The 25,117-nt window shown below is 72.6% G+C and carries 29 protein-coding genes; 14 read left to right on the forward strand and 15 right to left on the reverse strand.

Going from position 1 to position 25,117, the window contains the following annotated elements:
• Positions 1 to 90: 90 nt before the first annotated feature.
• Positions 91 to 1,110: a class II fructose-bisphosphate aldolase gene (gene fbaA / locus AB0C78_RS17540; RefSeq protein WP_360748550.1), complete on the reverse strand. Its 1,020-nt coding sequence runs from the start codon at positions 1,108 to 1,110 to the stop codon at positions 91 to 93.
• Between the two features lie 189 nt (positions 1,111 to 1,299).
• On the opposite strand from fbaA, the gene AB0C78_RS17545 reads away from it, so the two are divergent.
• Both AB0C78_RS17545 and AB0C78_RS17550 read left to right on the forward strand, forming a co-directional pair.
• Complete coding sequence (locus AB0C78_RS17545) at positions 1,300 to 2,025, forward strand: DedA family protein (protein ID WP_360748553.1); 726 nt, start codon at positions 1,300 to 1,302, stop codon at positions 2,023 to 2,025.
• 51 nt (positions 2,026 to 2,076) lie between these two features.
• The gene (locus tag AB0C78_RS17550) at positions 2,077 to 2,499 is read left to right on the forward strand and encodes a hypothetical protein (protein WP_225991986.1); all 423 of its coding nucleotides are present in this window, start codon (positions 2,077 to 2,079) and stop codon (positions 2,497 to 2,499) included.
• On the opposite strand, the gene pyrE is transcribed toward AB0C78_RS17550, so the two are convergent.
• A complete protein-coding gene (gene pyrE, locus AB0C78_RS17555) occupies positions 2,496 to 3,038 on the reverse strand; it encodes an orotate phosphoribosyltransferase (RefSeq protein WP_360748556.1) in 543 nt (180 codons plus the stop codon). The genes AB0C78_RS17550 and pyrE overlap by 4 nt on opposite strands.
• A gap of 71 nt (positions 3,039 to 3,109) precedes the next feature.
• On the opposite strand from pyrE, the gene AB0C78_RS17560 reads away from it, so the two are divergent.
• Positions 3,110 to 3,628, forward strand: coding sequence for a hypothetical protein (locus AB0C78_RS17560; protein WP_360748559.1), 519 nt, complete (start codon positions 3,110 to 3,112; stop codon positions 3,626 to 3,628).
• A gap of 16 nt (positions 3,629 to 3,644) precedes the next feature.
• Here the strand turns inward: AB0C78_RS17560 and AB0C78_RS17565 are convergent, their stop codons facing one another.
• The 9 genes from AB0C78_RS17565 to AB0C78_RS17605 all read right to left on the reverse strand — a co-directional run bounded on the left by AB0C78_RS17565 (position 3,645) and on the right by AB0C78_RS17605 (position 15,180).
• The gene (locus AB0C78_RS17565; RefSeq protein WP_360748562.1) at positions 3,645 to 5,222 is read right to left on the reverse strand and encodes an MFS transporter; all 1,578 of its coding nucleotides are present in this window, start codon (positions 5,220 to 5,222) and stop codon (positions 3,645 to 3,647) included.
• A gap of 59 nt (positions 5,223 to 5,281) precedes the next feature.
• Positions 5,282 to 6,646, reverse strand: coding sequence for a hypothetical protein (locus AB0C78_RS17570; protein ID WP_360748565.1), 1,365 nt, complete (start codon positions 6,644 to 6,646; stop codon positions 5,282 to 5,284).
• Between the two features lie 123 nt (positions 6,647 to 6,769).
• Positions 6,770 to 7,642: a PaaX family transcriptional regulator C-terminal domain-containing protein gene (locus AB0C78_RS17575; protein ID WP_360748568.1), complete on the reverse strand. Its 873-nt coding sequence runs from the start codon at positions 7,640 to 7,642 to the stop codon at positions 6,770 to 6,772.
• A 41-nt stretch (positions 7,643 to 7,683) separates the two neighbouring features.
• Entirely contained in the window at positions 7,684 to 8,325 is a 642-nt protein-coding gene (locus tag AB0C78_RS17580) for a tetratricopeptide repeat protein (RefSeq protein WP_225991983.1), read from the reverse strand.
• Positions 8,326 to 8,417: 92 nt separating this feature from the next.
• Positions 8,418 to 9,821, reverse strand: a complete 1,404-nt coding sequence (locus tag AB0C78_RS17585; RefSeq protein WP_360748572.1) for an NYN domain-containing protein — start codon at positions 9,819 to 9,821, stop codon at positions 8,418 to 8,420.
• A 242-nt stretch (positions 9,822 to 10,063) separates the two neighbouring features.
• The gene (locus AB0C78_RS17590; protein WP_360748575.1) at positions 10,064 to 11,536 is read right to left on the reverse strand and encodes a sigma-70 family RNA polymerase sigma factor; all 1,473 of its coding nucleotides are present in this window, start codon (positions 11,534 to 11,536) and stop codon (positions 10,064 to 10,066) included.
• A 302-nt stretch (positions 11,537 to 11,838) separates the two neighbouring features.
• Positions 11,839 to 13,464, reverse strand: coding sequence for an alkaline phosphatase D family protein (locus AB0C78_RS17595; protein WP_360748578.1), 1,626 nt, complete (start codon positions 13,462 to 13,464; stop codon positions 11,839 to 11,841).
• A gap of 49 nt (positions 13,465 to 13,513) precedes the next feature.
• Positions 13,514 to 14,506, reverse strand: a complete 993-nt coding sequence (locus AB0C78_RS17600) for an SDR family oxidoreductase (protein WP_360748581.1) — start codon at positions 14,504 to 14,506, stop codon at positions 13,514 to 13,516.
• Between the two features lie 98 nt (positions 14,507 to 14,604).
• Positions 14,605 to 15,180 (reverse strand): helix-turn-helix domain-containing protein, encoded by a 576-nt coding sequence (locus tag AB0C78_RS17605; protein ID WP_360748584.1) that lies wholly within the window; start codon positions 15,178 to 15,180, stop codon positions 14,605 to 14,607.
• Between the two features lie 102 nt (positions 15,181 to 15,282).
• Here AB0C78_RS17605 and AB0C78_RS17610 point away from each other — a divergent pair, with 102 nt between their 5' ends.
• Both AB0C78_RS17610 and AB0C78_RS17615 read left to right on the forward strand, forming a co-directional pair.
• Entirely contained in the window at positions 15,283 to 16,068 is a 786-nt protein-coding gene (locus AB0C78_RS17610; RefSeq protein WP_360748587.1) for an SDR family oxidoreductase, read from the forward strand.
• A gap of 19 nt (positions 16,069 to 16,087) precedes the next feature.
• Positions 16,088 to 16,780: a hypothetical protein gene (locus tag AB0C78_RS17615; protein WP_360748590.1), complete on the forward strand. Its 693-nt coding sequence runs from the start codon at positions 16,088 to 16,090 to the stop codon at positions 16,778 to 16,780.
• Between the two features lie 7 nt (positions 16,781 to 16,787).
• Here the strand turns inward: AB0C78_RS17615 and AB0C78_RS17620 are convergent, their stop codons facing one another.
• Positions 16,788 to 16,979 carry a hypothetical protein gene (locus AB0C78_RS17620; protein ID WP_360748593.1) on the reverse strand — a complete coding sequence of 64 codons (192 nt, stop codon included), beginning with the start codon at positions 16,977 to 16,979 and terminating at the stop codon, positions 16,788 to 16,790.
• Between AB0C78_RS17620 and AB0C78_RS17625 the strand changes: the two genes are divergently transcribed.
• The 4 genes from AB0C78_RS17625 (at position 16,954) to AB0C78_RS17640 (ending at position 20,139) form a co-directional block, all read left to right on the forward strand.
• Entirely contained in the window at positions 16,954 to 17,454 is a 501-nt protein-coding gene (locus AB0C78_RS17625; RefSeq protein WP_360748596.1) for an SDR family oxidoreductase, read from the forward strand. The genes AB0C78_RS17620 and AB0C78_RS17625 overlap by 26 nt on opposite strands.
• Positions 17,455 to 17,660: 206 nt before the next feature.
• Positions 17,661 to 18,323, forward strand: a complete 663-nt coding sequence (locus tag AB0C78_RS17630) for a DUF4097 family beta strand repeat-containing protein (RefSeq protein ID WP_360748599.1) — start codon at positions 17,661 to 17,663, stop codon at positions 18,321 to 18,323.
• A gap of 53 nt (positions 18,324 to 18,376) precedes the next feature.
• Positions 18,377 to 19,363 (forward strand): ATP-binding cassette domain-containing protein, encoded by a 987-nt coding sequence (locus AB0C78_RS17635; RefSeq protein ID WP_360748602.1) that lies wholly within the window; start codon positions 18,377 to 18,379, stop codon positions 19,361 to 19,363.
• Complete coding sequence (locus AB0C78_RS17640) at positions 19,360 to 20,139, forward strand: ABC transporter permease (protein ID WP_360748605.1); 780 nt, start codon at positions 19,360 to 19,362, stop codon at positions 20,137 to 20,139. Before AB0C78_RS17635 ends, AB0C78_RS17640 begins: the two co-directional genes overlap by 4 nt.
• A 66-nt stretch (positions 20,140 to 20,205) precedes the next feature.
• Here the strand turns inward: AB0C78_RS17640 and AB0C78_RS17645 are convergent, their stop codons facing one another.
• Positions 20,206 to 20,442 (reverse strand): hypothetical protein, encoded by a 237-nt coding sequence (locus tag AB0C78_RS17645; protein WP_360748608.1) that lies wholly within the window; start codon positions 20,440 to 20,442, stop codon positions 20,206 to 20,208.
• On the reverse strand, positions 20,439 to 20,882 hold the full coding sequence (locus AB0C78_RS17650; protein ID WP_360748611.1) for an ATP-binding protein: 444 nt from the start codon (positions 20,880 to 20,882) through the stop codon (positions 20,439 to 20,441). The genes AB0C78_RS17645 and AB0C78_RS17650 overlap by 4 nt, the downstream gene beginning before the upstream one ends.
• Before the next feature lie 78 nt (positions 20,883 to 20,960).
• Between AB0C78_RS17650 and AB0C78_RS17655 the strand changes: the two genes are divergently transcribed.
• The 5 genes from AB0C78_RS17655 (at position 20,961) to AB0C78_RS17675 (ending at position 23,992) form a co-directional block, all read left to right on the forward strand.
• On the forward strand, positions 20,961 to 21,773 hold the full coding sequence (locus AB0C78_RS17655; protein ID WP_360748614.1) for a helix-turn-helix transcriptional regulator: 813 nt from the start codon (positions 20,961 to 20,963) through the stop codon (positions 21,771 to 21,773).
• Complete coding sequence (locus AB0C78_RS17660; protein WP_360748617.1) at positions 21,770 to 21,967, forward strand: DUF397 domain-containing protein; 198 nt, start codon at positions 21,770 to 21,772, stop codon at positions 21,965 to 21,967. Before AB0C78_RS17655 ends, AB0C78_RS17660 begins: the two co-directional genes overlap by 4 nt.
• A 74-nt stretch (positions 21,968 to 22,041) precedes the next feature.
• Positions 22,042 to 22,482, forward strand: coding sequence for a VOC family protein (locus tag AB0C78_RS17665; protein WP_360748620.1), 441 nt, complete (start codon positions 22,042 to 22,044; stop codon positions 22,480 to 22,482).
• 65 nt (positions 22,483 to 22,547) lie between these two features.
• Positions 22,548 to 23,090, forward strand: a complete 543-nt coding sequence (locus AB0C78_RS17670; RefSeq protein WP_360748623.1) for a nuclear transport factor 2 family protein — start codon at positions 22,548 to 22,550, stop codon at positions 23,088 to 23,090.
• 80 nt (positions 23,091 to 23,170) lie between these two features.
• On the forward strand, positions 23,171 to 23,992 hold the full coding sequence (locus AB0C78_RS17675; RefSeq protein ID WP_360748626.1) for a hypothetical protein: 822 nt from the start codon (positions 23,171 to 23,173) through the stop codon (positions 23,990 to 23,992).
• Positions 23,993 to 24,002: 10 nt separating this feature from the next.
• Here the strand turns inward: AB0C78_RS17675 and AB0C78_RS17680 are convergent, their stop codons facing one another.
• Positions 24,003 to 24,941 carry a helix-turn-helix domain-containing protein gene (locus AB0C78_RS17680; protein WP_360748629.1) on the reverse strand — a complete coding sequence of 313 codons (939 nt, stop codon included), beginning with the start codon at positions 24,939 to 24,941 and terminating at the stop codon, positions 24,003 to 24,005.
• Between the last annotated feature and the right edge of the window lie 176 nt (positions 24,942 to 25,117).

Raw genomic sequence — 25,117 nt, forward strand, 5'->3', positions numbered from 1 at the left:
CGACAGGCCGTTTCGCCGCGGAGCGCTGGCGGAGCGGGGAAACGGCCTGTCGGTCGCAACGGGGGTTCCAGGGGGTCGCCCCCTGGGAGATCAGAGCTTCTTGCCGGCGGACTGGAGGTTCTCGGCGGCCTCGACGATGCGGGCGGCCATCGCGGCCTCGGCCGCCTTGCCCCACGAGCGCGGGTCGTACTGCTTCTTGTTGCCGACCTCGCCGTCCACCTTCAGGACGCCGTCGTAGTTGCGGAACATGTGGTCGGCCACCGGGCGGGTGAACGCGTACTGGGTGTCGGTGTCGATGTTCATCTTCACCACGCCGTACGACACCGCCTCGCGGATCTCCTCGAGGCTGGAGCCGGAGCCGCCGTGGAACACCAGGTCGAACGGCTTGTCCTTGCCGTACTTGGCGCCGACCGCGTCCTGGATCTCCTTGAGCACCTCGGGGCGCAGCTTCACCGAGCCCGGCTTGTACACGCCGTGCACGTTGCCGAACGTCGCGGCGAGGATGTAGCGGCCCTTCTCGCCGACGCCGACGGCCTCGGCGGTCGCGATCGCGTCGCCGGGGGTGGTGTACAGCTTCTCGTTGATCTCGTTGGCGACGCCGTCCTCCTCGCCGCCGACGACGCCGATCTCCATCTCCATGATGATGCGCGCCTTCGCGCACTCCTCGAGGAGCCCGGCGGCGATGTCGAGGTTCTCGTGCAGCTCGACGGCGGAGCCGTCCCACATGTGCGACTGGAACAGCGGCTCCTCGCCGCGCGCGACCCGCTCCTGCGAGATCTTGATCAGCGGCCGCATGAAGCCGTCCAGCTTGTCCTTCGGGCAGTGGTCGGTGTGCAGCGCGATGTTCACCGGGTACTTGGCGGCGACGACGCGCGCGTACTCGGCGAGGGCGCTGGCGCCGACGACCATGTCCTTGACGGTGGACCCGGACAGGTACTCGGCGCCCCCGGTGGAGACCTGCACGATGCCGTCGCTCTCCGCCTCGGCGAAGCCGCGCAGCGCCGCGTTCAGCGTCTGGCTCGACGTCACGTTGATGGCGGGGAAGGCGAAGCCGTCGCGCTTGGCCTTGTCGAGCATCTCCGCGTAGACCTCGGGCGTTGCGATGGGCATTGTCAGCGTCCTTTCATACGCAGGGTGCCGCCGGGCATCCGGCCGGGCGGTAGCACCACGAACTACCGTCTACCCAGGTGAGCGGCCCGGGTCACACGGTCTCCGGTCTGGCATGCCGTCCGCTGCTCAGTATCCCGTCGGGGCGCGCGTTCCGCCTAATCGCGACGTGCGGAAAGGTACGCTCGCGGTGTGGATCTCACGACGATTCCCCTCGACATCACCGAGTGGCTGCACCCGACCGCGTGGCTGCAGCTGTTCGGGACGTTCGCGACGATCGGCGTGCTCGCCATCATCTTCGCGGAGACCGGACTGCTGATCGGCTGCATCCTGCCGGGCGACTCGCTGCTGTTCACGGCGGGGATCCTCACGGCGGTCTCGACCGTCAACGGCCAGGAGTTCCAGTCGCTGTCGCTGCCGTGGCTGCTGGTGGGCGGCCCGGTCGCGGCGATCGCGGGCGCCCAGCTCGGGCACTTCCTCGGCGCCCGCTACGGCCGCCGCCTGTTCGACCGCCCCGACTCCAAGCTGTTCCGGCGGGAGTGGGTGGACAAGGCGGAGTACTACTTCAACCGGTTCGGCCCGGCGCGCGCCGTGCTGCTGGCCCGGTTCATCCCGATCGTCCGGACGTTCCTGAACCCGCTCGCCGGGATGCTGGGCATGGACGCCCGCAAGTTCTTCGTCTGGAACGTCATCGGCGGCGTGGTCTGGACGGACGCGCTGTTCCTGCTCGGCCACTTCCTCGGTTCCGAGGTCCCGGACATCGAGAAGTACATCCTGCCGGGGGTCGCGGTGATCCTCGTCCTGTCGGTGATCCCGATCGTCCGGGAGATCATGAAGGGGCGCGGCGGTGGCAACGGTCCGAATAAGAATGACCGTGAAGAGTCACGTCCGTCGCTCAGGAGTGACAGTTATCGCTAACCTCCCCATGTGGGACGTCATCGGTCGGACCCTATAGGTCTCGCACGCATCGTGATCGCGGCCATCGCCGTGGTCTTCGCCTTAGCGCTTCTCGTGGTGGGCGGCATCGCACTGGTGAACGCGGTGTCCGGCTCGCCGGACAAGCAGAGCCCGTCCGCGGCCCCCGCCTCCCCGAGCGGCCAGAGCACGTCCTCCCCCGATGCGTCCCCCACCGCGCAGGCCCCCTCGGCGAACGTCCCCCTGCTGATCCGCGTCACCGGCCAGCCGACCACGGTGATCGTCCGCGTCCCCGACACCGGGCGGGTGCTGACCCAGGGCGTCCACGACACCGGGGAGGTCCTCCAGTTCAAGGAGGACACCCTGGACGTCGTCGCGGCGAACGGCGGATCGCTCCAGGTCAGCATCTACGGCAAGCTGCAGGCGGCGAAGCCGCAGGGGCAGCGCGCCACCTGGTACGTGCGCCCGAAGGCCTAGGCCTGGGAAAGGCCGAGGTCGTCGACGGCGTAGGGGTGCCGGTAGGTGAGGCCCTCCGCGGCGATGCGGGCGGCGGCGCCGCGCTCCAGGATCGTCGCGACGGCGACGACCTCGGCGCCGGCCTCGCGGAGCGCCTCGACGGCGGTGAGGACGGAGCCGCCGGTGGTGGAGGTGTCCTCGACGGCGAGGACGCGGCGCCCGGCGACGTCGGGGCCCTCGATCCGGCGCTGCAGGCCGTGCGCCTTGCCGGCCTTGCGAACGACGAACGCGTCGAGGCGGCGGCCGCGCGCGGCGGCGGCGTGCAGCATGGCGGTGGCGACCGGGTCGGCGCCGAGGGTGAGGCCGCCGACGGCGTCGTAGTCCAGGTCGGCGGTCGCGTCGAGCATCACCCGCCCGACGAGGGGCGCGACGGCGCCGTCCAGGGTGACCCGGCGCAGGTCGACGTACCAGGACGCCTTCTTGCCGGAGGACAGGGTGAAGTCCCCGTGCACGACGGCCTTGTCCTTGATCTCTCGCAGCAGCTCATCACGATCGCTCACACCACGAACCCTATTCATCCGCCGCCGGGCCGCCGCAGCCGCACTGTACGGTTGCGGCGGGAAGGGGGATCATGACGCCGGGTTCCGTGGTGCTGCTGCACGCGCCGGGCGCCGCCGCGGCGTCCTGGGGCGACATGCCGGAGATGCTGCGCTCGTACGGGATGGACGTGATCGCGCCGGACGTGCCGGACGGCGCGGGGGCCCGGTACGTCGCCCGCGTCTCGCTGATCATCTCGGCGGCGGGGCCGTCGGTGCCGCTGGTGCTGGCGGCGCACGGCGCGGCGGGGCCGCTGCTGCCGGCGATCGCGCTGGCGCAGCGCGCGGCGCACCGTCCGGTGGGCGGGTACGTGTTCGTGGACGCCGAGCTGCCGCGCCCGCCGGGCGCCGCGCACGACCACGACGCGCTGCCGGGGCCGCCGGACTGGCCGGAGGCGCCGTGCGGCTACCTGCGCACCCACGCCGACCAGGCGGCGTTCCCCGATCGGGACGGGACGGTCCGGGAGGCCCGGCTGCGCGGCTGGGCCGTCGTCCAGCACGAGCCTCCCGCCGCCGCGGCCCAGGCGTTCAGCGAGCTGATCTCGACGCTCTAGGCCGCGGCGGGCGCCGTCAGGACGCGTCCGCCTCGCCGGGCGCGGGGCGGTTCGAGCCGCGCAGGGTGAGCAGGGTGAGCAGCGCGGACGCGAGGGCGGCGGCCCCGCAGACGACGAAGCCGATCGAGTAGCCGTGGCCGACCGCGTCCAGGGCCATGGAGTGGACGGGCTTGAGCGGCGGCGCGGCGGCGGACGCGCCGTTGATGCCGAGCGGGCCGCCTTCGTGCAGCACCTCCATCGCGGCGTGCTTCAGGCCGGCGGGCAGCGGCGAGGCGTCGAGCTTGTCGGTGAATCCGGCGCCGGCGCGGCTGAGGGCGACCGCGCCGATGACGGCGGGGCCGAGGGTGAAGCCGAAGTCGCGCAGCAGGTTGGTGGTCGCGCTGGCCATGCCCTCCAGGTGGTGGGGGACGGTGTTGACGGCGGTCGCGGTGATCGAGGAGACGGTGACGGCGAAGCCGATGCCGACCAGGCCGAGCGGCAGGATCAGCGAGGTCATGGCGCGGTCGCCGATCGGGAGGGTCGCGGTCCAGAAGTCGCCGGCGGCGATGAGGATCAGCCCGCCGCCGGTGAGCAGGCCGGGCGCGACGCGGTGCAGGAGCCGTTCGGTGACCGGCAGCAGCACGAGCGCGAGGCCGTTGAGCAGCAGGAACGCCATGGCGGTGTGCATGGGCGGCTGGTCCTGGGCGGGGCCGAGCCGGATGCTGACCGAGTAGGCGGTGCCGAGGAAGCTGAACATGCCGACGACGGCGACGATGGACGCGACGGCGAAGGACCGGTTGGCGAACAGGTCGAGGCGCAGCAGCGGGGAGCGGACGCGCAGCTCGGCGACCACGAACGCGGCGAGGAACGCGGCGGCCAGCACGAACCCGGTGACGACGGGGGTGGAGCCCCAGCCGTCGTCGGGGCCCTGGATGATGGCGAAGAGCAGCGCGAACAGGCCGAGGCCGATGGTGATCTGCCCGGCCGGGTCGAGGGAGCGGCCTTCGGGGGCGCGGGAGTCGCGGGCCAGCAGGGTGCTGGCGGCCGCGCTGATCACCGCGACGACGGTGACGACGATGAACGACCAGCGCCACGACCCGTAGGTGGCGGTGATGCCGCCGAGCAGCGGCGCGAGGAACCCGCCGGTGGACAGGCACGCGGCCCACAGGGCGATGACACGCGCGCGCTGCGTGCCGCTGGATCCGGCGGCGAGCATGGCGAGCGAGGTCGGGAACAGCGCGGCGGCGCCGAGGCCGGCGAGCGCCTGCCCGGCCCACAGCTGGTGGACGCCGGAGCTGGTGGTGCTGACGGTCTCGCCGATCGCCATCAGGACGGCGCCGCCGATGAGCAGCCGCTTGCGGCCGAACAGGTCGCCGAGCACGCCGAACGTGAGTTCCAGGACGGCGACGGGCAGCAGGAACGCGTCGGAGATCCAGGTGAGCTGGGAGCCGACGGGGTGCAGGTCCTTCTGGAACAGGCCGTTGAGGGTGGCCGGGATCGCGATGCCGATCTGCGCGAGGCAGACCGCGACGCAGCAGGCGATCAGCGTGCCGCGCGCGAGGGTCGCGCCGGACGCCGGGGTGGAGCGGGACGGGGTCTCCGCGGTGGTGGACACGTGGACTCCTGACGGGACGGGGTGGGCGGTCAGCGGCCCTGGGACGGGGGTTCGGCGGGTCAGCGGCGCGCGCCGACGAGGACGCCGGGCCGGTAGGGGACGAAGGCGGCGCCGTCGAGGCCGAGGGCGAGGGCGCTGCGCTGCAGTTGCGCGGCGCCGGTGCCGCTCCAGCGCCCGGTGGTGACCCGCTGCTGGACGGCGTGGACGGCGGCGACGGTCTCGGCGGTGGTGAAGTTGCAGTGGCTCTGCCGGGCGACGTACGCCTGGCGCAGCAGGGCGGAGCGTCCGGCGGCGCGGACGCGTCCGGCGAACGCGTTCTCCTGTTCGACGGGGACGAGCTGGTCGGACGTGGTGTGGACGTCGAGGAGGGGGACGGCGAGGCCCTGGCCGGCGGTGGAGGTGCGGCGCAGGGACCGGACGGCGGCGGGGTCGGCGGTGACGTCCGCGCCCTTGGTGAGGCGGGTGAGGTCGGCGTCGAGGTTCAGCCCGGCCGTCCGGTACAGGGCGCGGACCTGCGCGGCGTGCGAGGACCGCCGCAGCAGCGCGGCGTAGTCGACGCCCTTGTTCCACGAGGTGTTGCCGCCGGCGGACAGTTCGACCTGGTAGCGGGCGGTGGTCAGGAAGGGCAGCAGGCCCTGCGCGAACCAGGCGTACTGCTGCTTTTCCTGGCCGGCGTAGTCGTTCCGGGCGGGCGGTTGCTGGTTCGGGGCCCAGTCGGCGAGGTTGAGGTAGGCGGAGGCGAGGGCGATCCGGGCGCGTCCCTGCGGGGTGGACTGCGCCTTGGTGACGGCGTCGGTGAGCGTCGCGCCGAGCGCCGCGGACTCGCCGGCGTCGGAGAAGCCGACGAGCCGGGTGCCGCTTCCCGGGCCGAGGAGCGCGGCGATCGCGTACTCGGCGTCGAGCTGGTAGTTGTCCAGGTCGACGCCGCCCGCGACGAGCCCGCAGAGGCCGAGCGCGCCGTCGACGCGTCCGGCGCCGTCGCGGGCGATCTGCGCGTTGATCAGGCCGCCCATCGACTGGCCGACGGAGATGACGTGCCGGGGCCGCCCGGCGGCGCCGCGGAACGCGTCGATCGTGGCGAACTGGTCGCGTTCGGCGGACTTCAGCGCCCACATCGAGCCGTTCGGGTCGTAGGACGAGCCGGCGAGCGCGTAGCCCTCGGCGAGCAGGGCGGTCCGGGCGCCGGGGCTCGGTGCGTCCTGCGCGACGAGGGGGCCGAAGCCGTGGCTGAACAGCAGCAGCGTGCCGTTCCAGCGGGCGGGCACTTCGGCGGTCCAGGCGGCGCCGTCGGCGAGCTTCCCGGAGTAGGCGGCCGTGGCGGTGGACGGGGTGGACGCGGCGGACGGGAGGGCCGGGGCGAGGGCGAGGGCGGTGCAGGCGGCGGCGAGGCCGCCGAGGCGGCGGGTGCGGCGGGGGAGGGACATGAGGGGCTCCTGATCGGGGAGCGTGCCGGAAGGTCGCCGCGAATGTACGGCTGTTTCTTGACCGCTGTCAATAATGTGACGAATATCGGACCATGCGCCGCCGCACGCCGATGATCAGCGGTTTCAGCCGAGCGGGAGGGTGTCCAGGATCCGGGCCGCCTCCGCCGCGGCCGGGCGCTCCCACCGTCCCGCGAGGTCGCGGAAGACCGCCTCCGCGCGCATCGCGGGCCAGCCCTCCGGCAGGTGCTCCGCCGGCAGGTGCGGGTCGCGGCGCACCAGCTCCAGCCAGTCGCTGTGCAGGACGAGCTGCCGCGCGAGGTCGTCGGGCAGCCCCGCCGCGGCCTCCGGGCGGTCAGCCCCGCCCGCGCCGCCCGCACTCGTGCGGTCGGCGCCGTCCGTGGTGTCCCAGCGGTCGAGGAACGCCTGGTAGCGGGCGGCCATCGCGGGCACGTCGAACGCCTGCTCCAGCACGTCCCGCACCTCCGTCGGCGGCAGCACGCTCCCGCCGAAGACCCGGATGTGGGCCTCCAGCCCGAGCCCGGCGACCGCCGCCGCGACGTCGACCATGCCGGGCGCCACCCACAGCCCGTTCTGCAGCGGCCCGAACCCCGCCCAGATCAGCCGGGACCGCAGGTCGTGCCGCTCGCGCCGCCAGTCCTCCGGCAGCGAGAACCCGACGAGCGTCCACCGGCCGTCCCAGTTCCGGTTCACCACGCCCGCGCGCCAGATCCGCTCGCGGCCGTCCTCCAGCACCTCGACGGCGTGCGCGGACAGCCCGAAGTACATCTTGCGGCCCTGCCGGTGGCGCTCCAGCAGCCCGCGCTTGACCATCCGGTTCAGCGACGTCCGGACCGCGTGCTCGCCGAGCCCCACCCGGCCGAGCACCTCGATGACGCTGCCCGACGACACCGCGACGGGGCGCCCGAGCACGTGCGCCCCGAAGAACGTGAGCATCAGCGGGCGCGTGCGCGCCTCGGCGCCGGCGGAGTTGGGCATCCCCACAGCGTAAGGGGATCCGCCCGCCGCGCCCTCCCGGCTCAGTTCTTGAGGAGGTCGTCCAGGAGCGCGTCGTAGTCGTCCTCGCTGCGGCCGAGGTCGATGCGGGCGCGGTAGCGCAGCCGCAGCAGCGCCTCGAGGCTGTCCTCGGCGAGGGCGACGTCGTCGGGGCCCGGGGTGAGCGACTCGTCGTCGGGGACGGGCGGCTCGTCGGGGTCGCCGATGCCGGTGCCGACGGCGCGGTCGCGCAGGGCGAGCACCACGTCGGCGCCGCTGGTGGCCCAGTCGTGTGCGCCGGACGCGTCGCCCTGGGCGTACAGCACCTCGGCGACCGTGCGGTACACCTCGGGGTCGCGCGGCTTGTCGGCGCGGATCTGGTCGACGAGCGTGCGCGCCTCGTCGGCCTTCCCCAGCTCGAACAGCGCGTCGGCCAGGTAGGCGCGCGGGTCGCCGTACACCTCGCCGCCGTCCTCCATGGCCCTGCGGTACAGCTCGGCGGCCTTGCCGTGGTCGCCCGCGTGCTGCCACTGCTCCCCGGCGCGCAGCAGGACGTTGGCGCGCGACACCCCGCCCGTCACCGACTCGGCCAGCGCGGACAGCCGCTCGGCCGCCGAGATGTGATCGCCGGTGCGCAGGGTGTCGAACTCCAGGTCGTCGAGATCGTCTTCCGTCACATGCGTCACGGTTCAACGCTACCCGCCGGCGGCCGGCCGAAGCGGGCGAATCACTGATGATCGTGCATTACCCGCCCGTATGTGTCCGGGGCGTACCGCCGTCACCTGCGGGAACGTTCGAGGGCGTCCCAGAATCCGCGGCGCAGCGCGTGCCGCACCTCGTCGTGGAGCAGGAAGTCGATGGGCAGCGAGGAGCCCTGCAGCAGGCGCGCCTCCAGGTCGGAGGGCATGCGCGGCTTGCGGGCGAGGACGGCCTCCAGCCACAGCGCGGGCGCGTCCCGCGCGACGGACTCGCCGAAGTCCTGGCCCTCCTGGTGCGCGGCCTTCACGGCGTCCGACAGGGTCGGGGTGCTCTGCTGCGCGGGGACGGGCGCGATCTGCTGCGGCCCGGTGTAGGGGCCGTGCGGCTGGCTCGTGGGCAGCGGCGACGGACCGGACGTCTGGGACGGCAGCGTCTGCGGCGGGGGCGGCGGCGACGGGGACGGCACCGGCGACGAGGTGTACTGCGGGCCGAGCGGCGGCTGGCTGGACGCCGGCGCGGGGGCCGGGGCGGGCGGCGCGGACGAGGGCGGGGCCTGCAGCGGCGAGGACGGCAGCGGCAGCCCGCCGGAGCCGAGCGACGACGACGAGCCCAGCGAGGACGACGACCCGAGGCCGCCGCTTCCCGGCAGGGGCAGCGGGCCGGTGGGGACGCCGGTGCCGCCGCTCCCGCCGCCGTAGCCGCCGGACGACCCGGACGATCCCGACGGCCCCGCCGAGCCGAGCCCGGCGGTGGCGGGGCTGAGCGGCGGCTGCCCGCCGAGCGGCGACGACGGCGGCGGGCCGTTGTGCGCGGTGGTCTGCAGCGGGCCGAGCGGGGCGCCGGCGCCGCCGGGGCCGTGGCCGTTGGAGCCGTGCCCGTTGGACAGCGGGCCCGCGCCGAGCGCGGGGGCGCCCGACCCGGCCGAGGAGCCGGACCCGGTGTCGATGCCGGTGAGCAGGTTGACGTAGGGGCGCAGGTGCCCGGCGCCGATCTCGATGAGGTCGTCGCACTCCTGGCGCAGCACGCGGGAGATCGTCCAGTTGCCGTCGACGGCGACGTGCACGACGGTGACGCGCAGGCCGAGGTCCTGGGCGTCGGAGACGACCTGGGCGAGGTCCTCGTCGCCGCTGACGACGACGGCGTCGGCGAGGGCGCCGTTGCGGGCGAGGGTCATCAGGTCGCGGTGGATCTCGGTGTCGACGCCCTCGCGGCGGCCGGGGCGGATGCGGCCGAGGCGGAGCTTGAGGCCGGGCAGGTCGGCGAGCGCGTCGTGCTCGGGGGCGCGACGGCCCTCGACGGTGGCCTCGTACCAGTAGCAGCGCAGCAGCGGCATGCCGGTGCGCTCGCGCGCGAGGTTGCTCAGCAGCTGCAGCAGCCCGCTGAAGTCCCACGAGACGGTCTCGCGATGGCGGGTGCCGTGCACCGCCATGGCGCCGTCGGCCAGCAGGTAGCCGGCGTCTACGAACAGCGCGCAGCGATCCATGCGACACCGCCCTTCCTCTACACGGGAGCTCACAGGCCGGCGTAGTGACCTCGGGCGCCTATAGCGTAGTGAAGCCCGTCAGCCCCGTAGGCCAATACGGCGATTCGCACTCTTTCATGGCATACCGCCGGTTCGCGACTCCCCAGTAACAACAAACTGGGAACCGCGGCGGACGCTACCAGCCGTTGCCGTCCCGCCCCGCCCTTCCCCATGATCTTTACGGGAAGAGCAGGTGACGGGGTTCAGCCGTAGGGTCCCCGCGACCGTGTCTTCAACCGCCCATGGAACCGGCCGTCGGCGAGGACGGGCGCCATCACCCGGCGCGGGACGCCCAGGGGAGCGCCCGCGCCTGCCTCGACGCGCACGCCGCCGCCCACCTTCACGTGCACGCCGCCGCCTGCCCTGACCCGCACCCCGCCCGCTCTGACGTGCACGCCGCCCGCCCCGATGTGCGCCCCGCCCGCGTGGACGTGGACGCCGCCGCCGACCGTGACGTCGACCAGCCCGCCGGGCCCGCCCGCCGCGACGCTGACGCGGACGAACAGGCCGTGCGGATGCCGGTGCACCGGCGGCGGCGTGTGCGGGTGCGGACGCTTCTTCGGCGGCCTGCTCACCGGCGGCGCCGGGACCTGCGGCTTCGGGGCCGGCCGGTGCGCGGCGGGCACGACCAGGGGCGGCGCGGGACGCGGCGGCGCCGAACGGGGCGCGGCCGGGTGCGGCGCGGCCGGTTCCGGGGCCGGGGCCGGCGGGCGCGGCACGGCCTGCGCGGCGGCCGGCGGGTCGTGCGCGGGCCGGATCGGCTGCCTGTCGGACACGAGCATCATCGCGGCGGCCACCGCGGCCGCCACCGCCACCGCGCCGCCGCCCGCGAGCGCCTGCTGCTGCCGTTTCGGCAGGTGCCGCAGCCAGGTGAACAGGCCGCCCTTGGACGCCAGCGCAACGCCGGACGCGGTGCCGAGCACCAGCGGGCCGAGTCCCTCGCGCAGCGCCGTGTTGAGGTCGGCGAGCTCGGCGTGCAGCGCCTTGCAGCCGGCGCAGCCGTCGAGGTGCCGCTGGATCCGGCGGCTCTCGCGCGCGGCGAGCGCGCCGCGCACGAACGGGCCGAGCCGCTCCAGCGTCGGCCGGCACTCGCGGCGCGTGTCGCCGAGGCCCGCGACGTGCATCTGGAGGTAGGCCTGCCGGAGCCCCTCGCGGGCCCGGTAGGCGAGGGCCGCCGCGCCGTTGGCGGTGAGGCCGAGCAGCGGCGCGACGTCGGCCGGCTTGGCGCCCTCGACCTCGGTGTGCCAGAGCACCTCCTGCCAGCGGTCGGGCAGCGACCGGTACGCCTGGACGATCATCGAGCGCTCCAGCTCGGCGAGGGCCGGGTCCTCGAAGGGGACGCCCTCGTCGAACTCCTCGATCCGGTCGGTGCGGTGGACGCGGCGGTCGGCGCGCCGCCGGTCGTACACCGCGCGGCGCACGGCGGTGAGCAGGTAGGGGCGGAACCCGGTGTCGGGCCCGGCGCCGCGCCGCAGCACGCCGAGGACCTTGGCGAACGCGTCCTGCACGGCGTCCTCGGCGGCGGCCGCGTCGGACCCGCCGGTCAGGTGCCGGGCGAGGCCGCGGGCCGCGGCGACGTGCCGCTCGTACAGCGTCGCGTACGCCGAGACGTCGCCGTCGCGGACCCGCGAGATGAGCGCCGCGTCCCCGGTCCCGGTCGTGGCGGGCTCCTCCACGTGGCCTCCTCACGGACGCGCTGTCCTTGGCGGGCTCTTCGCCACCCCGATGCTAGCTCGTTGTGACGCCTTGACCACACATTGTCGCCCACGCGGGCACTCGGCATGTTCGATTTCGCGGATCCGCGTCATGGCGGGGGCGGTCGCGCGTTGGAGGGGCGTGGGCGGTTCCCCAGTCCGTCCACCCGGGGTGCGCCCGTTCCGGCGAGGGGGCTGAACGGGCGCGCCCCGCTCCGTTCGTCGCCGCAGGCCGGAGCGGGGCCGGAGCCCTGCCGGGGCTCGGCCGGGGTACGGCCCGGGGGTCAGCGGGTGATGGCGGCGCGGCCCAGTTCGGTGAGGGCGGTCTCGGTGCGGGGCGTCTCCCACTGGACGGTGCACCGCCTGCCCGCCAGTTCGACCGTGGCGATGGCGTTGTCGAACCAGGGCCCGTCGGTCATCCGCCACCGCAGCGGCGGCGCGGGCACCTTCGCCAGCTTGGCGAGCGCCCGGAACGCCCCGCTCACGCCGCGCATGGACGCGATGCGGTTGGCGCGGCGGATGGTGCCGTTCAGCGGGTTGCGCAGCGGCGAGCAGATGATCTGCGTGATGGCCGACGCCGTGTCCGGGGCGGTCACCCGGGACAGGCACGAGTAGTGGATGTCACCGGAGAGAAAGGAGATGCTGGCCGGGGCGGGACCCCGCTCCCCCTTGCCGACCGCGATCACGTCCTCGGCCACCTCGCGGAAGGAGCGCTCGAACGCCGCCCAGTGCTCCAGGTCGGCGGCCTGCCGGACCTTCTCGCCGGCGGCGGCGGCCCGCTTCCCCCACGCGCCGCCCGCGACGGCCTCGTTCCACGACTCGGCGTGGTGGATGGTGCGGGGCAGCAGGTAGGGCAGCGAGCTGGCGATGAGCAGGTGGTCCATGCCGCCCTGGCACTGCCCGTCGAGCCAGCGGAACTCGTCGTCGTCGAGCATCCCGCGGCGGTCGGCGGTCAGCAGCCGGGAGCAGCGGCTGTCGACGACGACGAGCCGGGTGCCGCCCCAGTCGTGCGCGTAGCTCCACCGCATGGTGTCGGGCTGCTTGTCGGCGCGCTCGGCGAACTCGTCGAGGATCTTGCCCGCGTCGCCGCCGTTCTCGGACGCGGCGCGCACCGCGGCGAGCAGCGGGTCGGACGCCCGGTCCTGCGGCGACATGTTCCCGAGGTGCTGGTAGACCCAGTAGGAGCCGATCCCGCCGGTGATCCGGGCCCGCCACCACGGCTGCGCCCACATCTCCGTCCGCCACGCGTACGAGGTGTTCCAGTCGTCGCGGATGTCGTGGTCGTCGAAAATGGTGAAGGTCGGGACGGTCGACAGCAGCCACCGGACGGCCGGGTCGTCGCGCCAGGCCAGCTTGTACAGGTGGGTGTAGTCCTCGAAGTCGGCGGCCTCGTCGACGGGCGGCTCGTCCGCAGCGCGCCGGCCGCGGATGAACTCCTTCATCTCGTCGCTCAGCTCGTCGGCGTAGACCTGGTCGCCGACCATCAGCAGGACGTCGGGCCAGGCGGCGTCGTCGCCGGCCATGAGGCGGTGCGCGAACGCGGCGAGCGCGTCGTGCCCGAACCGCTCGGGGGTGCCGGGGGAGCGGCGGCACGACCCGAACGAGATGCGCAGCGTCCCGTCCGGGTCGAGGGTCCGGATCATGCTGGGCGGCCGGCCGGAGCCGGGTTCCGGCCAGACCGTCTCGCCGTCGACGGCCACCTCGTAGGGGACGCGGGCGCCGGGTTCGAGGCCGTCGACCTCCACGACCGCGTAGTGGTGGCCGTGCGCGGTGAACGTGCGGGCGCCCGCGTCCACCCCGTGCTCGCGGGCGACCACGCGGACCTCGCAGGGGCGGTCGGTCTCCACCCAGATCGTCGCGGTGCGGGCGCTCACGTGGCGGAGGTGGGGGCCGAGTGCCAAAGCGGTCATAGAAGGTCTCTCTAGCGGAACCCGGCGCTTCGCGTCCACCCCGTCGCGGTCAGTGCCCGCTGTCGTCGAGGAACGCGGCTTCGGTCTCGGGGGCGAGCCCTACGGTGGGACGGTCCGGACGTTGCGGTGCCTGCCCGCCTATGGATCGCAGCCAGTTCCAGGTGTCTTCCACCGTCTCCTCTATGGGACGGCATCGCAGACCGGTAGCGAGCGCTTTGGTGACGTTGCCCTGGTGCATGCTGTCGTGATCCTCGCCGGGCGGCAGCCAGATGGGGAGCTGCGTCCACGGTTCGATACCGGCCTTGAGGATCTCCTCTGGGGACGCCCATACGAACTCGGCGTCGGACCCGGTCGTGGAGGCGCATGCGGCCAGGAGCCCGCCCATCGTGGTGTGGCCTGGCGGGCTCACCAGGTTGTACGGGCCGCCTAGCCGCTGCTCGATGGCGTCGAGGGTCCAGGCGGCCAGGTCGCGGACGTCGATGTACTGGAGCGGCAGGTCGCGCGGGCCCGGCGCCAGGACCCGTCCCGCGCGCGCGACGCGGGTGAGCCACCAGGGCAGGCGTCCGATGTTCTCGTAGGGGCCGAGTATCAGGCCCGCGCGTACGAGCAGAGCGCTGTCGCCGAACGCGTCGATCGCCGCCAGTTCACCGCCGCGCTTGGACTCCGCATAGGGGACCTGACCGTCGTCCTTGGAGCCCTCTACGACGGCGGCGGTCTCGTCCAGTCCGGCACCCGTCGGGTAGGCGTAGACGGACCGGCTGGAGATGTAGACGTACCGCCCGACCCGTCCCTTCAGGAACCGGGCCGCGTCGCGGACGACCGTCGGCTCGGCTGACCAGGTGTCGACGACCGCGTCCCACTCCCCGGTGGCGAGCGGTGCGAGGCCGTCTTCCGCAGTCCGGTCGCCGTGCAGGGCCGTCACGCCTTCCGGCGGTTCGTGGCGGCCCCGGTGGAAGACGGTCACGTCCCAGCCGCGCGCCAGCGCCGCGTCGGTGATGGCGCGTCCGACGAACTCGGTACCGCCCAGCATCAGGAGTCTCATGCGCGAACTGTACGGTCCGTACTTTACGTACGGAAGCGTTGCACGCTGTCGGCGGAATCCCGCGCCCGCGCGTGGTCACATGCCGCGCCCGCGCGTGGTCACATGCCGCGCTCGGGGTGCGCGGCGAAGCCGCGCAGCAGCGTGTCCACGACCTGCGTCGCCAGGGCGGCCGGGTCCTTGGCGTCGTTCCCCGTGCTGACCTCGTGGATCAGCGCGTAGTAGACGCGCCGCGCCCACGCCAGGTCGGCGTCCGCGCGCAGCGCGCCCGCCTCCTGGGCGCGCCGGAAGAGCCGGTCGCACTTGGCCAGGACCTCGGCGTGCACCCGCACGACCTCGGGATCCGGCGAGGCCGAGGCCCGGGTCATCCCGAACCCCCAGCCGATCTTGACCTCCAGGACGTTCGCGGTGACCTGGTACAGCGCCACCAGCGGCGGCGCGCCCTCCAGCGGCGCCGCGTCCACGGCCTCCGCGAACCGCCGGGTGGCCCAGGCGGCGAGCGCGTCGACCAGCGCGTCCCGCGTCGCGAACCGCCGGTGCACGGTCGTGCGGGCGACCCCGGCCGCCTCGGCGATCTGCTCCATCGTGGCCGCCGGATCGGCGGACAGGACCCGCTCGGCCGCTTCCAGGATCGTCCGGACGGTCCGCTCCGCGTCCGCGCGCAACGCTCTGCTCACCCCGAAACAGTACATCAACGTCCCGAGTAGAGAGCTACTTGCAACAATGCTGTTGCATCTATTAGCTTGAGTGCGTCATCAGCGACGCATGAAGGAGTTCTCGTGGACCTGCGACTGACCGGTAAGACCGCCGTGGTGACCGGTGCGAGCAAGGGGATCGGCCTCGCCGCCGTCGAGGCGCTGACCACCGAGGGCATGCGCGTCGTCGCGGCCTCCCGCACCGTCACGCCCGCCCTGAAGGAGACCGGCGCGGTCACCGTCGCCGCCGACCTGTCCGACCCGGACGCCCCGGACCGCCTGATCCGGACGGCGCTGGACGAGTTCGGCGGCGTCGACGTCCTCGTCAACAACGTCGGCGGCGGGGACGGCGGCGGCGCGACCGGCGGCTTCCTGACCTTCGACGACGCCGCCTGGCAGGGCATGTACGAGCTGAACCTCTTCGCCGCCGTCCGCACCGCCCGCGCCGCGATGCCGAGCCTGCTGGAACGCTCGGGCGCGATCGTCAACGTGTCCTCGAACGGCGCCCGGACCCCGCACGTCGGGCCCGTCCCCTACACGACCGCGAAGGCGGCGCTGACCGCGTTCGGCAAGGCCCTCGCCGCAGAGTTCGGGCCGCGCGGCGTCCGCGTCAACACGGTGTCGCCCGGCGCCACCCGCACCGCCATGTGGGAGTCGCCCGACGGCTACGGCGCCGAGCTGGCCGCGGCCCTCGGCGTTGACCAGGAGCAGCTCATCGGCATGCTCCCGGACCGGATCGGCATGGTCACCGGGCGGCTCGTCGAGCCCGCCGAGGTCGCCGCGCTCATCGCCTACCTCGCCTCCCCGCTGGCCGCGAGCACCACCGGCGCCGATCACCTCATCGACGGAGGCGCGGTCAAAACCGCCTGAAGAGGGATAACGTCGAAGTGTGGGCTTCGACATCGTCCGCGACCTGCCGCCGGCACTCCACGACCGGGCCGCCGCCTGGACCTTCATCAGGGAGTTCGCCGGAAGCTGGGGCCTGCCGCTCGCCGTCGAGGACGGCACGCCGGAGGCGGAGCTGGCGGAGGCCGAGGAACGGCTCGGCCTCCGGCTGCCCGCCGCCGTCCGCGAGGCGTACGCGCTGTTCGGACGCCGCCCCGACCTGCACAGCAACCTCGACACCCTGCTGAGCCCCGGTGAGCTGGCGGTCGAGCACGGCGCCCTGATTTTCCGCGAGGAGAACCAGGGCGCGGCGCGCTGGGGCGTCATGCTGGACGACCTCGGCGGCGACGACCCGCCCGTCCACGTCCGCGCTGACCTCGCCGACAAGTACGCCGAGCTGTGGGAGCCGTGGACCGACCGGTTCTCGGCGGCCGTCCTGGAGATCGTCCTGGCGGAGTCGACGCAGGGCCCCGAGGAGCTGTGCGATTCGCGGGACCTCGGCGCGGGCGAGGACGACGAGCTGGCCCGCCGCTTCGCGCTCGTCCCGTTCCCGACAGAGGGCGGCCAGAACTTCTACACCGCGCCGGGCGTGCTGCTGTCCGACGGCGGGGGCGCGTGGCTCTCCGTCCGCGCCCGCGACCCCGAGACCCTCGCGCGGTTCCGCGCGCTGCTCCCGGGCGACTGGGTCAACGCCTGACCATCCGCTAGCCCGCCCACAGCGGGTCGTCGCCGTCCGCCGCGAGGTGCTCCTCGTACATGGCGACCGTCGCCGGGCCCTCCCGCACCAGCGCCGCGTACTCGCGGATCATCGGCAGCGGCATCCCGGACGCCCGGAGCCGCGTGCACAGGTGGGTGTGGACGCTGAGACCGGTGCGTTCGGCGCTCCTGCCCCTCACCGCCGACGCCGCCGACCCCGAGGTCATGCGCGCAGCGGTGGACGCCACCGTCGGACGGTTCGGCCGGCTGGACGCCGCCGTCGCCAACGCCGGGTCCGCCACCGCCGACGGCGTCGTCGACGGCGACCCCGCCCTGTGGCGGGACATGGTGCTGACCAACGTCCTCGGACCCGCTCTCCTCGTCCGCGCGTCCATCGACGCGCTCAAGGCCGCGCGCGGACGGATCGTCCTCGTCGGCAGCGTCGCCGGGTTCGTCCACACCCCCGGCAACCTCTACGGCGCCACGAAATGGGCCCTGACCTGCCTCGCCGAGAACACCCGCCGCGCCGTCACCGGCGACGGCGTCGGGGTCACGCTGATCGCGCCGGGACGCGTCGAGACTCCCTTCTGGGACGCGCTGGGCGGCGTCCCCGGCGGCCGCATGCTCACCGCCGGGCAGGTCGCCGACGCGATCGCCTGGGCCATCACCGCATAGCGTTCACTCGCAAGTCATTGCAACAAGTCGCGGTGCGGCGTTGCGTTGAATTCTGAACAGTTGCAACAATAATTCAACGTCTACCAGCGAAAACACTGATTCTGTGCAACAAGCTTCTTGCTCAACTCTGAAAGGCAACGTAGCGTTTGCGTTGTCGGAAACGAGCGGGCCGCAGGGGTCCGCCCCCCTCAGCAAGGAGCAGCACGATGAACACCTTCGCCACCCCCGCCCCGATCACCGCCGCGTTCGACGTCCCGGCCGGTCGCGTGCAGGTCATCGCCGCCGACCGCGCCGACACCGTCGTGGACGTCCGCCCGGCGAACCCGGCCAAGGGCCGCGACGTCAAGGCCGCCGAGCAGGCCACCGTCGAGTTCGCCGACGGGACGCTGAAGGTGCGCGCCGCCACCGGCAACCGCTACCTCGGCTCCTCCGGCGCGATCGAGGTGACGGTGCAGCTGCCCGCCGGCTCGCGCGTCGAGGGCACCGCCGCCGCCACCGAGTTCCGGGGCGTGGGACGGCTCGGCGAGGTCGCCTTCGACGGCGCGTACCGCCACATCAAGATCGACGAGGCCGCCGCGGTCCGCCTCACCGCGACCGACGGCGACGTCGAGGTCGGCCACCTCAACGGCCCCGCCGACATCAGCACCCAGCGCGGCGACATCCGCATCACCCAGGCCGCCGGCGGCCGGGTGGAACTGCGCACCCGCTCCGGGGACGTGTCGGTCGGCGCCGCCCCCGGTGTCTCGGCCGCGCTGGACGCCCGCACCTCCTACGGCCGCGTCACCAACAGCCTCAAGAACGACGGCACCACCGGCCTGACCATCGACGCCACCACCGACCACGGCGACATCACCGCCCGCAGCCTGTGACCAGCGGGCCCGCCCCGGCGGGCCCGCTCAACCCCTCTTCAAGGAGCCCCCCGATGACGAACCTTGCGATCCAGGCGGAAGGACTGCGCAAGTCCTACCGCGACAAGACCGGCGAGAAGGTCGTGCTGGACGGCATCGACCTGACCGTCCCCAAAGCGACCATCTTCTCCCTGCTCGGCCCCAACGGCGCCGGCAAAACCACCACCGTCCAGATCCTGTCCACCCTCATCCGAGCCGACGCCGGCCAGGTGCAGGTCGCCGGCTACGACCTGAACCAGCGGCCCGACGACGTGCGCGGCGCGATCGGCGTCACCGGCCAGTACTCCGCCGTCGACAAACTCCTCACCGGCGAGGAGAACCTCCTGCTGATGGCCGACCTGAAGCACCTGCCCCGCCGCGACGGCAAGCGCAAGGCCGCCGAGTTGCTGGAGCGGTTCGACCTGGTGGAGGCCGCACGCAAGCCCGCCTCGACCTACTCCGGTGGGATGCAGCGGCGTCTGGATCTGGCGATGACGCTGGTCGGTGACCCGCGGTTGATCTTCCTGGACGAGCCGTCCACCGGGCTGGACCCGCGCAGCCGCCGCGCCATGTGGGGCATCGTCCGCGAACTGGTCGCCGACGGCGTCACCATCTTCCTCACCACCCAATACCTCGAAGAAGCCGACGAACTCGCCGACCACATCGCCCTCCTCGACCACGGGCAGCTGATCGCCGAAGGCACCGCCGACGACCTCAAACGCCTCATCCCCGGCGGGCACATCCTGCTGACCTTCGCCGACGCCCACCTCCTGGACACCGCCCGCGGCGTCCTGGGCACCGGGACGGCCGACCCCGAGACCCTCACCTTGCAGGTCCCCTCCGACGGCGGCGTCCGCGCCCTGCGTGAGCTGCTCACCCGCCTGGACGAGCACTCCATCGACATCGCCGACCTCAGCGTCCACACCCCCGACCTCGACGACGTCTTCCTCACCCTCACCGGCCAGCCCCACCACGACGACACCCACCACAACGACGAGCAGAAGCAGGAGGCCGCGCGATGAACTCCCTGTCCCTCGCGGCGCGCGACTCGGCGACCATGACCCGCCGCCAGCTCAAGCGCCTGATCCGCTACCCGTCCATGACCGTCCAGCTGGTCATCACCCCGGTGATCATCCTGCTGCTGTTCGTCTACGTCTTCGGCGGCACCCTCGGCGACGGCCTGGGCGGCGGTGGAGGCCGCCACACCTACGTCAACTACGTGCTCCCGGGCATCCTGCTCATGGCCGCCGCCACCGCCGCCACCGGCACCGCCGTGATGGTCGCCACCGACATGACCGAAGGCATCATCGCCCGCTTCCGCACCATGCGGATCTCCCGCGCCTCCGTCCTGACCGGCCACGTCGTCGGCAGCGTCATCCAGCAGATCATCGGCATGATCGTCGTCATCGCCATCGCGCTGGCGATCGGATTCCGCCCCAACGCCACCCCGCTGGAATGGCTCGCCGCCGCCGCACTGCTCATCCTGTTCGTCGTGGCCGTCACCTGGCTGTCGATCGCCCTCGGCCTGAAGTCCCCGACCCCCGAGGCCGCCAGCAACGCCCCTATGCCGCTGGTCTTCCTGCCCTTCCTGGGCAGCGGGTTCGTCCCCACCGACTCCATGCCCACCGCCCTGCGCTGGTTCGCCGAATACCAGCCCTTCACCCCCATCATGCAAACCATCCGCGGACTGCTGCTGGGAACCCACATCGGCAACGACGCCGCCATCGCGGTCGCCTGGTGCGCCGGCATCGCCGTGGTGTCCTACCTGTGGGCCAAGCACACCTTCAACAAGGCATAACCCCCGATGAACCGGCCGAACAGGGCCGCCAGACCACCCGGTCCGGCGGCCCTGAGCCTTTGGCGGTCAACGGTCGGTGCGCCAGGAGAACGGCTTCCCCTTGCCCCTGCGAATTCCAACGTCACCGGGCCGATCGGGGGCGCGGCCGTTGCCGTCGCTCTCCCTCCGGTGCCTGCCCTCGTGCCTCCAGCCCGGGCCCGGCGCGAAGACCGCGCCGAGCAGGATCCCGAACGCCAGCGAGACGGTCATGGCGCCGCCGATGATCAGTGCCATCGATTCGAGGTAGTCCTGCGAGGGCGTCATGCCGCACCGCCCAGCTCGACCCGCACGATTTTCCCCTTTCCCGGTCTTTTCTCCACCGTCCAGCCCCCGGAAAGGGAGGCCACCAGTGGCAGGCCCCGGCCTCCGAGGTCGCCGAGCGCCGGATAGCGCATCTCCGGAAGCTCGTCGCTCCCGTCCCACACCTCAATAACCGGACAACTTCCGGAAAGGCGGCAAACTACCTTTATTGCGGGGTCGCCGCCGGCCTTCCCGGACGCCGCGATCGCATTGGTGACCAGCTCGGACACGACGAGCCGCGCCATGTAGTCGTCGCCCAGCTCCCAATGCGACCACGCCACCGAGACGAGCTGCCGCGCCTCCCGCGCCGCCTCCGGAATCGGTTTGAGGCAGCACTCGAAAGCGTCCGCCAACCCGTCCACTTCCCGATCACCACCTTTTCCGCGAATCTTTCGGTGTTCCACTCCAAGAGTGAATGCCCCGGGCTACCTTGGCCATGGATCTGGGCAACGAGAGACAAGATCGAATATGGAGGGGCTGCGATGACGCGCCGCGAAGAGCTCGACCCCACGTCCTCGCTGTGGGATCTATTCGCCGTCTACCTGCATGTTCTTCGGACGAAGCACGGCCTGTCCTGCGCCGCCGTCGGCCGCGAGGTGAACGCCGCCCGGCAGACTGTCTCTCACTGGGAGTCCGGCCTTCTCCGGCCCGACGAAGGCCAGATCCGCGGCTTGGACGCCCTCTACGAGACCGGCGGCCTCCTGGAATGGATCGCCTTCCACGCCGAGATCGTCCACGACACGCGCTGGCAGATGCAGCACTTGCACCTCGACGCCAAAGCATCTGAGATCCGCCTGTACGAGCGGTCGTTCATCCCGGGCCTCCTCCAGACGCCCGAGTACGCGCGGGCATTGTTCACGCTGGAGGGGATCGTCGATGACGTTGAGGGTGCCGTTGCCATGCGCATGGCCCGGCAGAAGCGCTTGTACTCACCGGATCCGCCGCACTTGTCCATGTTGATCGACGAGGACGTGATAGATCGCGTCATCGGCGGGACCGAAGTAATGTCCAAGCAGTTGGAGCACCTCTTGGATCTCTCCGAGATGCACCACATCTTCCTGCGGGTCGTCCCTCGTGGTCAGGGCTTCCATCATGGCCTCATCGGCCCGATGAAGATCATGACCGTCGGTCGCGAGCTGATCGGTTTCACGGAGGCGCCGCTGGGCGGAAAGCTGATCCGAAACCCGAAAGAGGTCAGCCAACTTGCGCTGCGGCTCGACCGCATCGGTGCGGATGCCTTGAACCGCGCCCAATCAAGAGACATCATCCGGCGAGCACTGGAGTCGTTGATATGACTGCCCATTGGCGTAAATCCACGCGCAGCAGCGGGACTCATGGTGGCACCGAATGCGTTGAACTTGCTGCGCTGGAGGAGGGCGTCGGTGTGCGGGACAGCAAGGACCCGGACGCTGGTCACGTCACTGTGGACCGCTCGTCGTTCGCCGCGCTCCTCGCCCGCGCCAAGGCGGGTGTCCTCGATCTTCGCTAGGGCGGCGCTTGGGCGACACGCCACGACTCGGTGGGGAGCTGGCGGGGTGTGCGGCTCGGCTGCATGCTCTTGGCATGGCTGAGGTGCCCGCTCGCTTGACCGCCGTGACGCTCGGCGCACGGGACATGTCCGGGTTGCGCCGGTTCTACCGTGGTCTGGGATGGGAGGAGCTTCCGTCCAGCGACGACGGTTGGGCGGGTTTCCTGCTCGGCGGCGTACTCCTCACCCTGTATCCCGTGGATCGGCTGGCGGCCGAGGCGGCGGGTGGCGCACCGGCCCCGGCCGGGTGGTCGGGGATCACGCTCATCTGCAACGTCGACCGTCGCGAGCAGGTGGATCCCGCGTTCGCGGCGGCGGTGGCGGCCGGCGCGACGCCGGTGGAGGAGCCGGTGGACCGTTCCTGGGGCGGACGTTCGGCGTACTTCGCCGACCCGGAAGGGAACCGCTGGGAGATCGCCTGGGCGCCGGGCGTCCGGCTCGACGCCAGAGGCGCGCTGCTCGGCCTGGGCGGCTGAGGCGGGGTCTCGGAGAGCGGGATCCCGAGGAGCGCGCGGGGGCGGGTGGCGCAGACTCGGCCGGTATGGGTGCGGAGCGGAGCGAGTGGTCCGATCGGCGGGAGATCCATGACGCCGTCCTGCGGTACTGCCGCGGGATCGACCGGCTGGACTTCGGGCTCGTCCGGTCGGCCTACCATCCGGACGCCGTCGACCACCACACCGGCTTCGACGGGACGGTGGACGAGTACATCGCCTGGGTCGAGCCGAAGCTGCGGGCCGTGAGCGGCGGGACGATGCACATCGTCGCCAACCACCTCGTCGAGCTGCTCGGCGACACCGCGATCAGCGAGACGTACGGGACGTCGGTGCACTGGGGCGAGCCCGCCGGCGATCCGCGGGCGAACTTCACCAGCGGCGTGCGGTTCGTCGACCACATGGCGTGGCGGGACGGCCGGTGGGCGATCGCGGAGCGGTGGGCCGTCCGGGAGTGGACCAGGTCGGACGCGGGCCGGTTCGTACCGAAGGAGGCTGCGGGACCGTCGGGCACGCGGGACGGCGACGACCCGCTGATCCGGCTCCAGCGGAGCCTGCGCGGGACGGGTGCGGCGCCCGGCCGCGAGGGGTGAGCCGCGGGCTGGGTCTGTCGCGGGTGGCGGGAGTGTCCGATGATCGGTCCGGCGCATCCCTCGGAGAGCGGAGACCCCCCATGCGACGGCGCATCGCCTGCACCCTGGCCCTGACCGGACTGGCCCTCGCCGCGGCCCCGGCCGCTTCGGCGGCGGAGACGTGGCAGCAGGCGTCCCGGCAGACCTACTACCTCGTGGACGCCCTGCAGCGGTCCCAGGGCATCGCGACCGACGGCACCACCTGGTACTTCTCGTGGAAGCTGGGGCTCAGCCGGGTCACCCTGGACAGCCGGACGGTGCTGGCGTCCAACCCTCTCGCGATCCCTCCGCAGCTCTCCGCGCAGGGCGCGAACCACATCGGCGACATCGACTACTACAACGGCAAGATCTACGCGCCGATCGAGGACGGTAGCGACTACCAGCACCCTTACATCGCGCTGTATGACGCGTCGACGCTGACGTACACCGGCACCTCGTACGCGCTGCCGCTCAGCGTGCAGCCCGACGGTGCGCCCTGGGTCGCGGTGGACGCGGCACGCGGCTACGTCTACTCGTCCGCCTACAACCCGACGCCCGCGCTCAACGTCTACAGCCTCACGGACCTGCATCTGGTGAAGACGGTCCCGCTGAGCACGACCATCGGCAGCATCCAGGGCGCGAAGATCTACGAGGGCGACCTCTACGCGTCCTCGAACAACGACGCGAAGTCCATCTACCGGATCGACCCGGACTCCGGCCAGGTCACCGACGTGTTCGACCGCGCGTCGTCGCTGCCCTCCGGCTCGGAGACCGAGGGTCTCGCGTTCCTCGCGACGTCCGACGGCGCGCAGATGCACGCTTTGGACGCCGTCTCCGGGCGGCTCGCGACGTACCTCTACAACTACCGGCGGACCACGTCGTGACCCTGCGGCGTCAGCTGAACGCGCGGCGGTAGGAGTGGGGGCTGACGCCGGTCGTCCTCTTGAAACGGTCGCGGAACGCGGTCGGTGAGCCGAAGCCGACCTGCTCCGCGATGCGCTCGACCGGGTGGTCCGTGGTCTCCAGCAGGTGCTGCGCCCGGCGGACGCGGGCGCGGTGCAGCCACTGCAGCGGCGTCGTGCCGGTCTGCTCGCGGAAGCGGCGGATCAGCGTGCGGGTGCTGGTCCCGGCGTGCGCGGCGATGTCGGCGAGGGACAGGTCGCGGGCCAGGTTCTCCTGGAGCCAGCCGAGCAGCGGTTCCAGCGCGGACCCCCGGGGCGCCGGCACGTGGTCGTGGACGATGAACTGCGCCTGCCCGCCCTCGCGTTCGAGGGGCATGACCGACAGGCGGGCCGCGTCGGCGGCGACGGCCGAGCCGTAGTCGCGGCGGATCATGTGCAGGCACAGGTCCAGGCCGGCGGCGGCGCCCGCCGAGGTGAGGATCCGCCCGTTGTCGACGTAGAGGACGTCCGGGTCGACGTCGATGTCCGGGTACGCGGCGGCCAGCCGGTCCGCGCCGAGCCAGTGCGTGGTCGCGCGCAGCCCGTCGAGGAGCCCGGTCGCCGCGAGGGGGAACGTGCCCGTGCAGATGGACGCGATGCGGGTGCCTCTCGCGGCGGCCGCCCGGAGCGCGTCCCGCACGGCGGGGGACAGCGGGTCCAGCGGGGTCGCGGTGCCGGGGACGATGACGGTGTCCGCCGCGTCGAGGCCGTCGAGCCCCCAGGGCGCGCGCAGGGTGAAGGCGCCCGCGTCGATCTCCGGACGTTCGGCGCACACGCGGATCCGGTAGCCGGGGCGTCCGTCGGGGAGCCGGGTGCGGGTGAACACCTCGATCGGCGTGGACAGGTCGAACGGGATCACCCGGTCCAGCGCGAGGACGGCGACGGTGTGCATGGCGAGAACCTACCTCCGCACCTGAGCGAGCGGCAGCGCGGATTTCATCATCGGCCCAGCTCAGAGGCATGTCAGGGGGTTGGCAATAATCCGTTGAAGCCTGGCACTAATGCCACTGGGGGCGAAGGCGGGGGCGCTCTAGCGTCGGCTGTGATCCCGGCGCCGCCCACCGAAGG

It is taken from the genome of Actinomadura sp. NPDC048394, from assembly GCF_040651755.1.
In the GTDB taxonomy this organism is placed as follows: Bacteria; Actinomycetota; Actinomycetes; order Streptosporangiales; family Streptosporangiaceae; genus Spirillospora; species Spirillospora montaniterrae.

Bases quoted from the DNA above. Each gene is read 5' to 3' on its own strand.
- fbaA (WP_360748550.1), bottom strand. From the start codon at position 1,110: ATGCCCATCGCAACGCCCGAGGTCTACGCGGAGATGCTCGACAAGGCC.
- AB0C78_RS17560 (WP_360748559.1), top strand. From the start codon at position 3,110: ATGACGCCGGGTTCCGTGGTGCTGCTGCACGCGCCGGGCGCCGCCGCG.
- AB0C78_RS17570 (WP_360748565.1), bottom strand. From the start codon at position 6,646: ATGTCCCTCCCCCGCCGCACCCGCCGCCTCGGCGGCCTCGCCGCCGCC.
- AB0C78_RS17575 (WP_360748568.1), bottom strand. From the start codon at position 7,642: ATGCCCAACTCCGCCGGCGCCGAGGCGCGCACGCGCCCGCTGATGCTC.
- AB0C78_RS17585 (WP_360748572.1), bottom strand. From the start codon at position 9,821: ATGGATCGCTGCGCGCTGTTCGTAGACGCCGGCTACCTGCTGGCCGAC.
- AB0C78_RS17595 (WP_360748578.1), bottom strand. From the start codon at position 13,464: ATGACCGCTTTGGCACTCGGCCCCCACCTCCGCCACGTGAGCGCCCGC.
- AB0C78_RS17600 (WP_360748581.1), bottom strand. From the start codon at position 14,506: ATGAGACTCCTGATGCTGGGCGGTACCGAGTTCGTCGGACGCGCCATC.
- AB0C78_RS17630 (WP_360748599.1), top strand. From the start codon at position 17,661: ATGAACACCTTCGCCACCCCCGCCCCGATCACCGCCGCGTTCGACGTC.
- AB0C78_RS17635 (WP_360748602.1), top strand. From the start codon at position 18,377: ATGACGAACCTTGCGATCCAGGCGGAAGGACTGCGCAAGTCCTACCGC.
- AB0C78_RS17640 (WP_360748605.1), top strand. From the start codon at position 19,360: ATGAACTCCCTGTCCCTCGCGGCGCGCGACTCGGCGACCATGACCCGC.
- AB0C78_RS17645 (WP_360748608.1), bottom strand. From the start codon at position 20,442: ATGACGCCCTCGCAGGACTACCTCGAATCGATGGCACTGATCATCGGC.
- AB0C78_RS17655 (WP_360748614.1), top strand. From the start codon at position 20,961: ATGACGCGCCGCGAAGAGCTCGACCCCACGTCCTCGCTGTGGGATCTA.
- AB0C78_RS17660 (WP_360748617.1), top strand. From the start codon at position 21,770: ATGACTGCCCATTGGCGTAAATCCACGCGCAGCAGCGGGACTCATGGT.
- AB0C78_RS17665 (WP_360748620.1), top strand. From the start codon at position 22,042: ATGGCTGAGGTGCCCGCTCGCTTGACCGCCGTGACGCTCGGCGCACGG.
- AB0C78_RS17670 (WP_360748623.1), top strand. From the start codon at position 22,548: ATGGGTGCGGAGCGGAGCGAGTGGTCCGATCGGCGGGAGATCCATGAC.
- AB0C78_RS17675 (WP_360748626.1), top strand. From the start codon at position 23,171: ATGCGACGGCGCATCGCCTGCACCCTGGCCCTGACCGGACTGGCCCTC.
- AB0C78_RS17680 (WP_360748629.1), bottom strand. From the start codon at position 24,941: ATGCACACCGTCGCCGTCCTCGCGCTGGACCGGGTGATCCCGTTCGAC.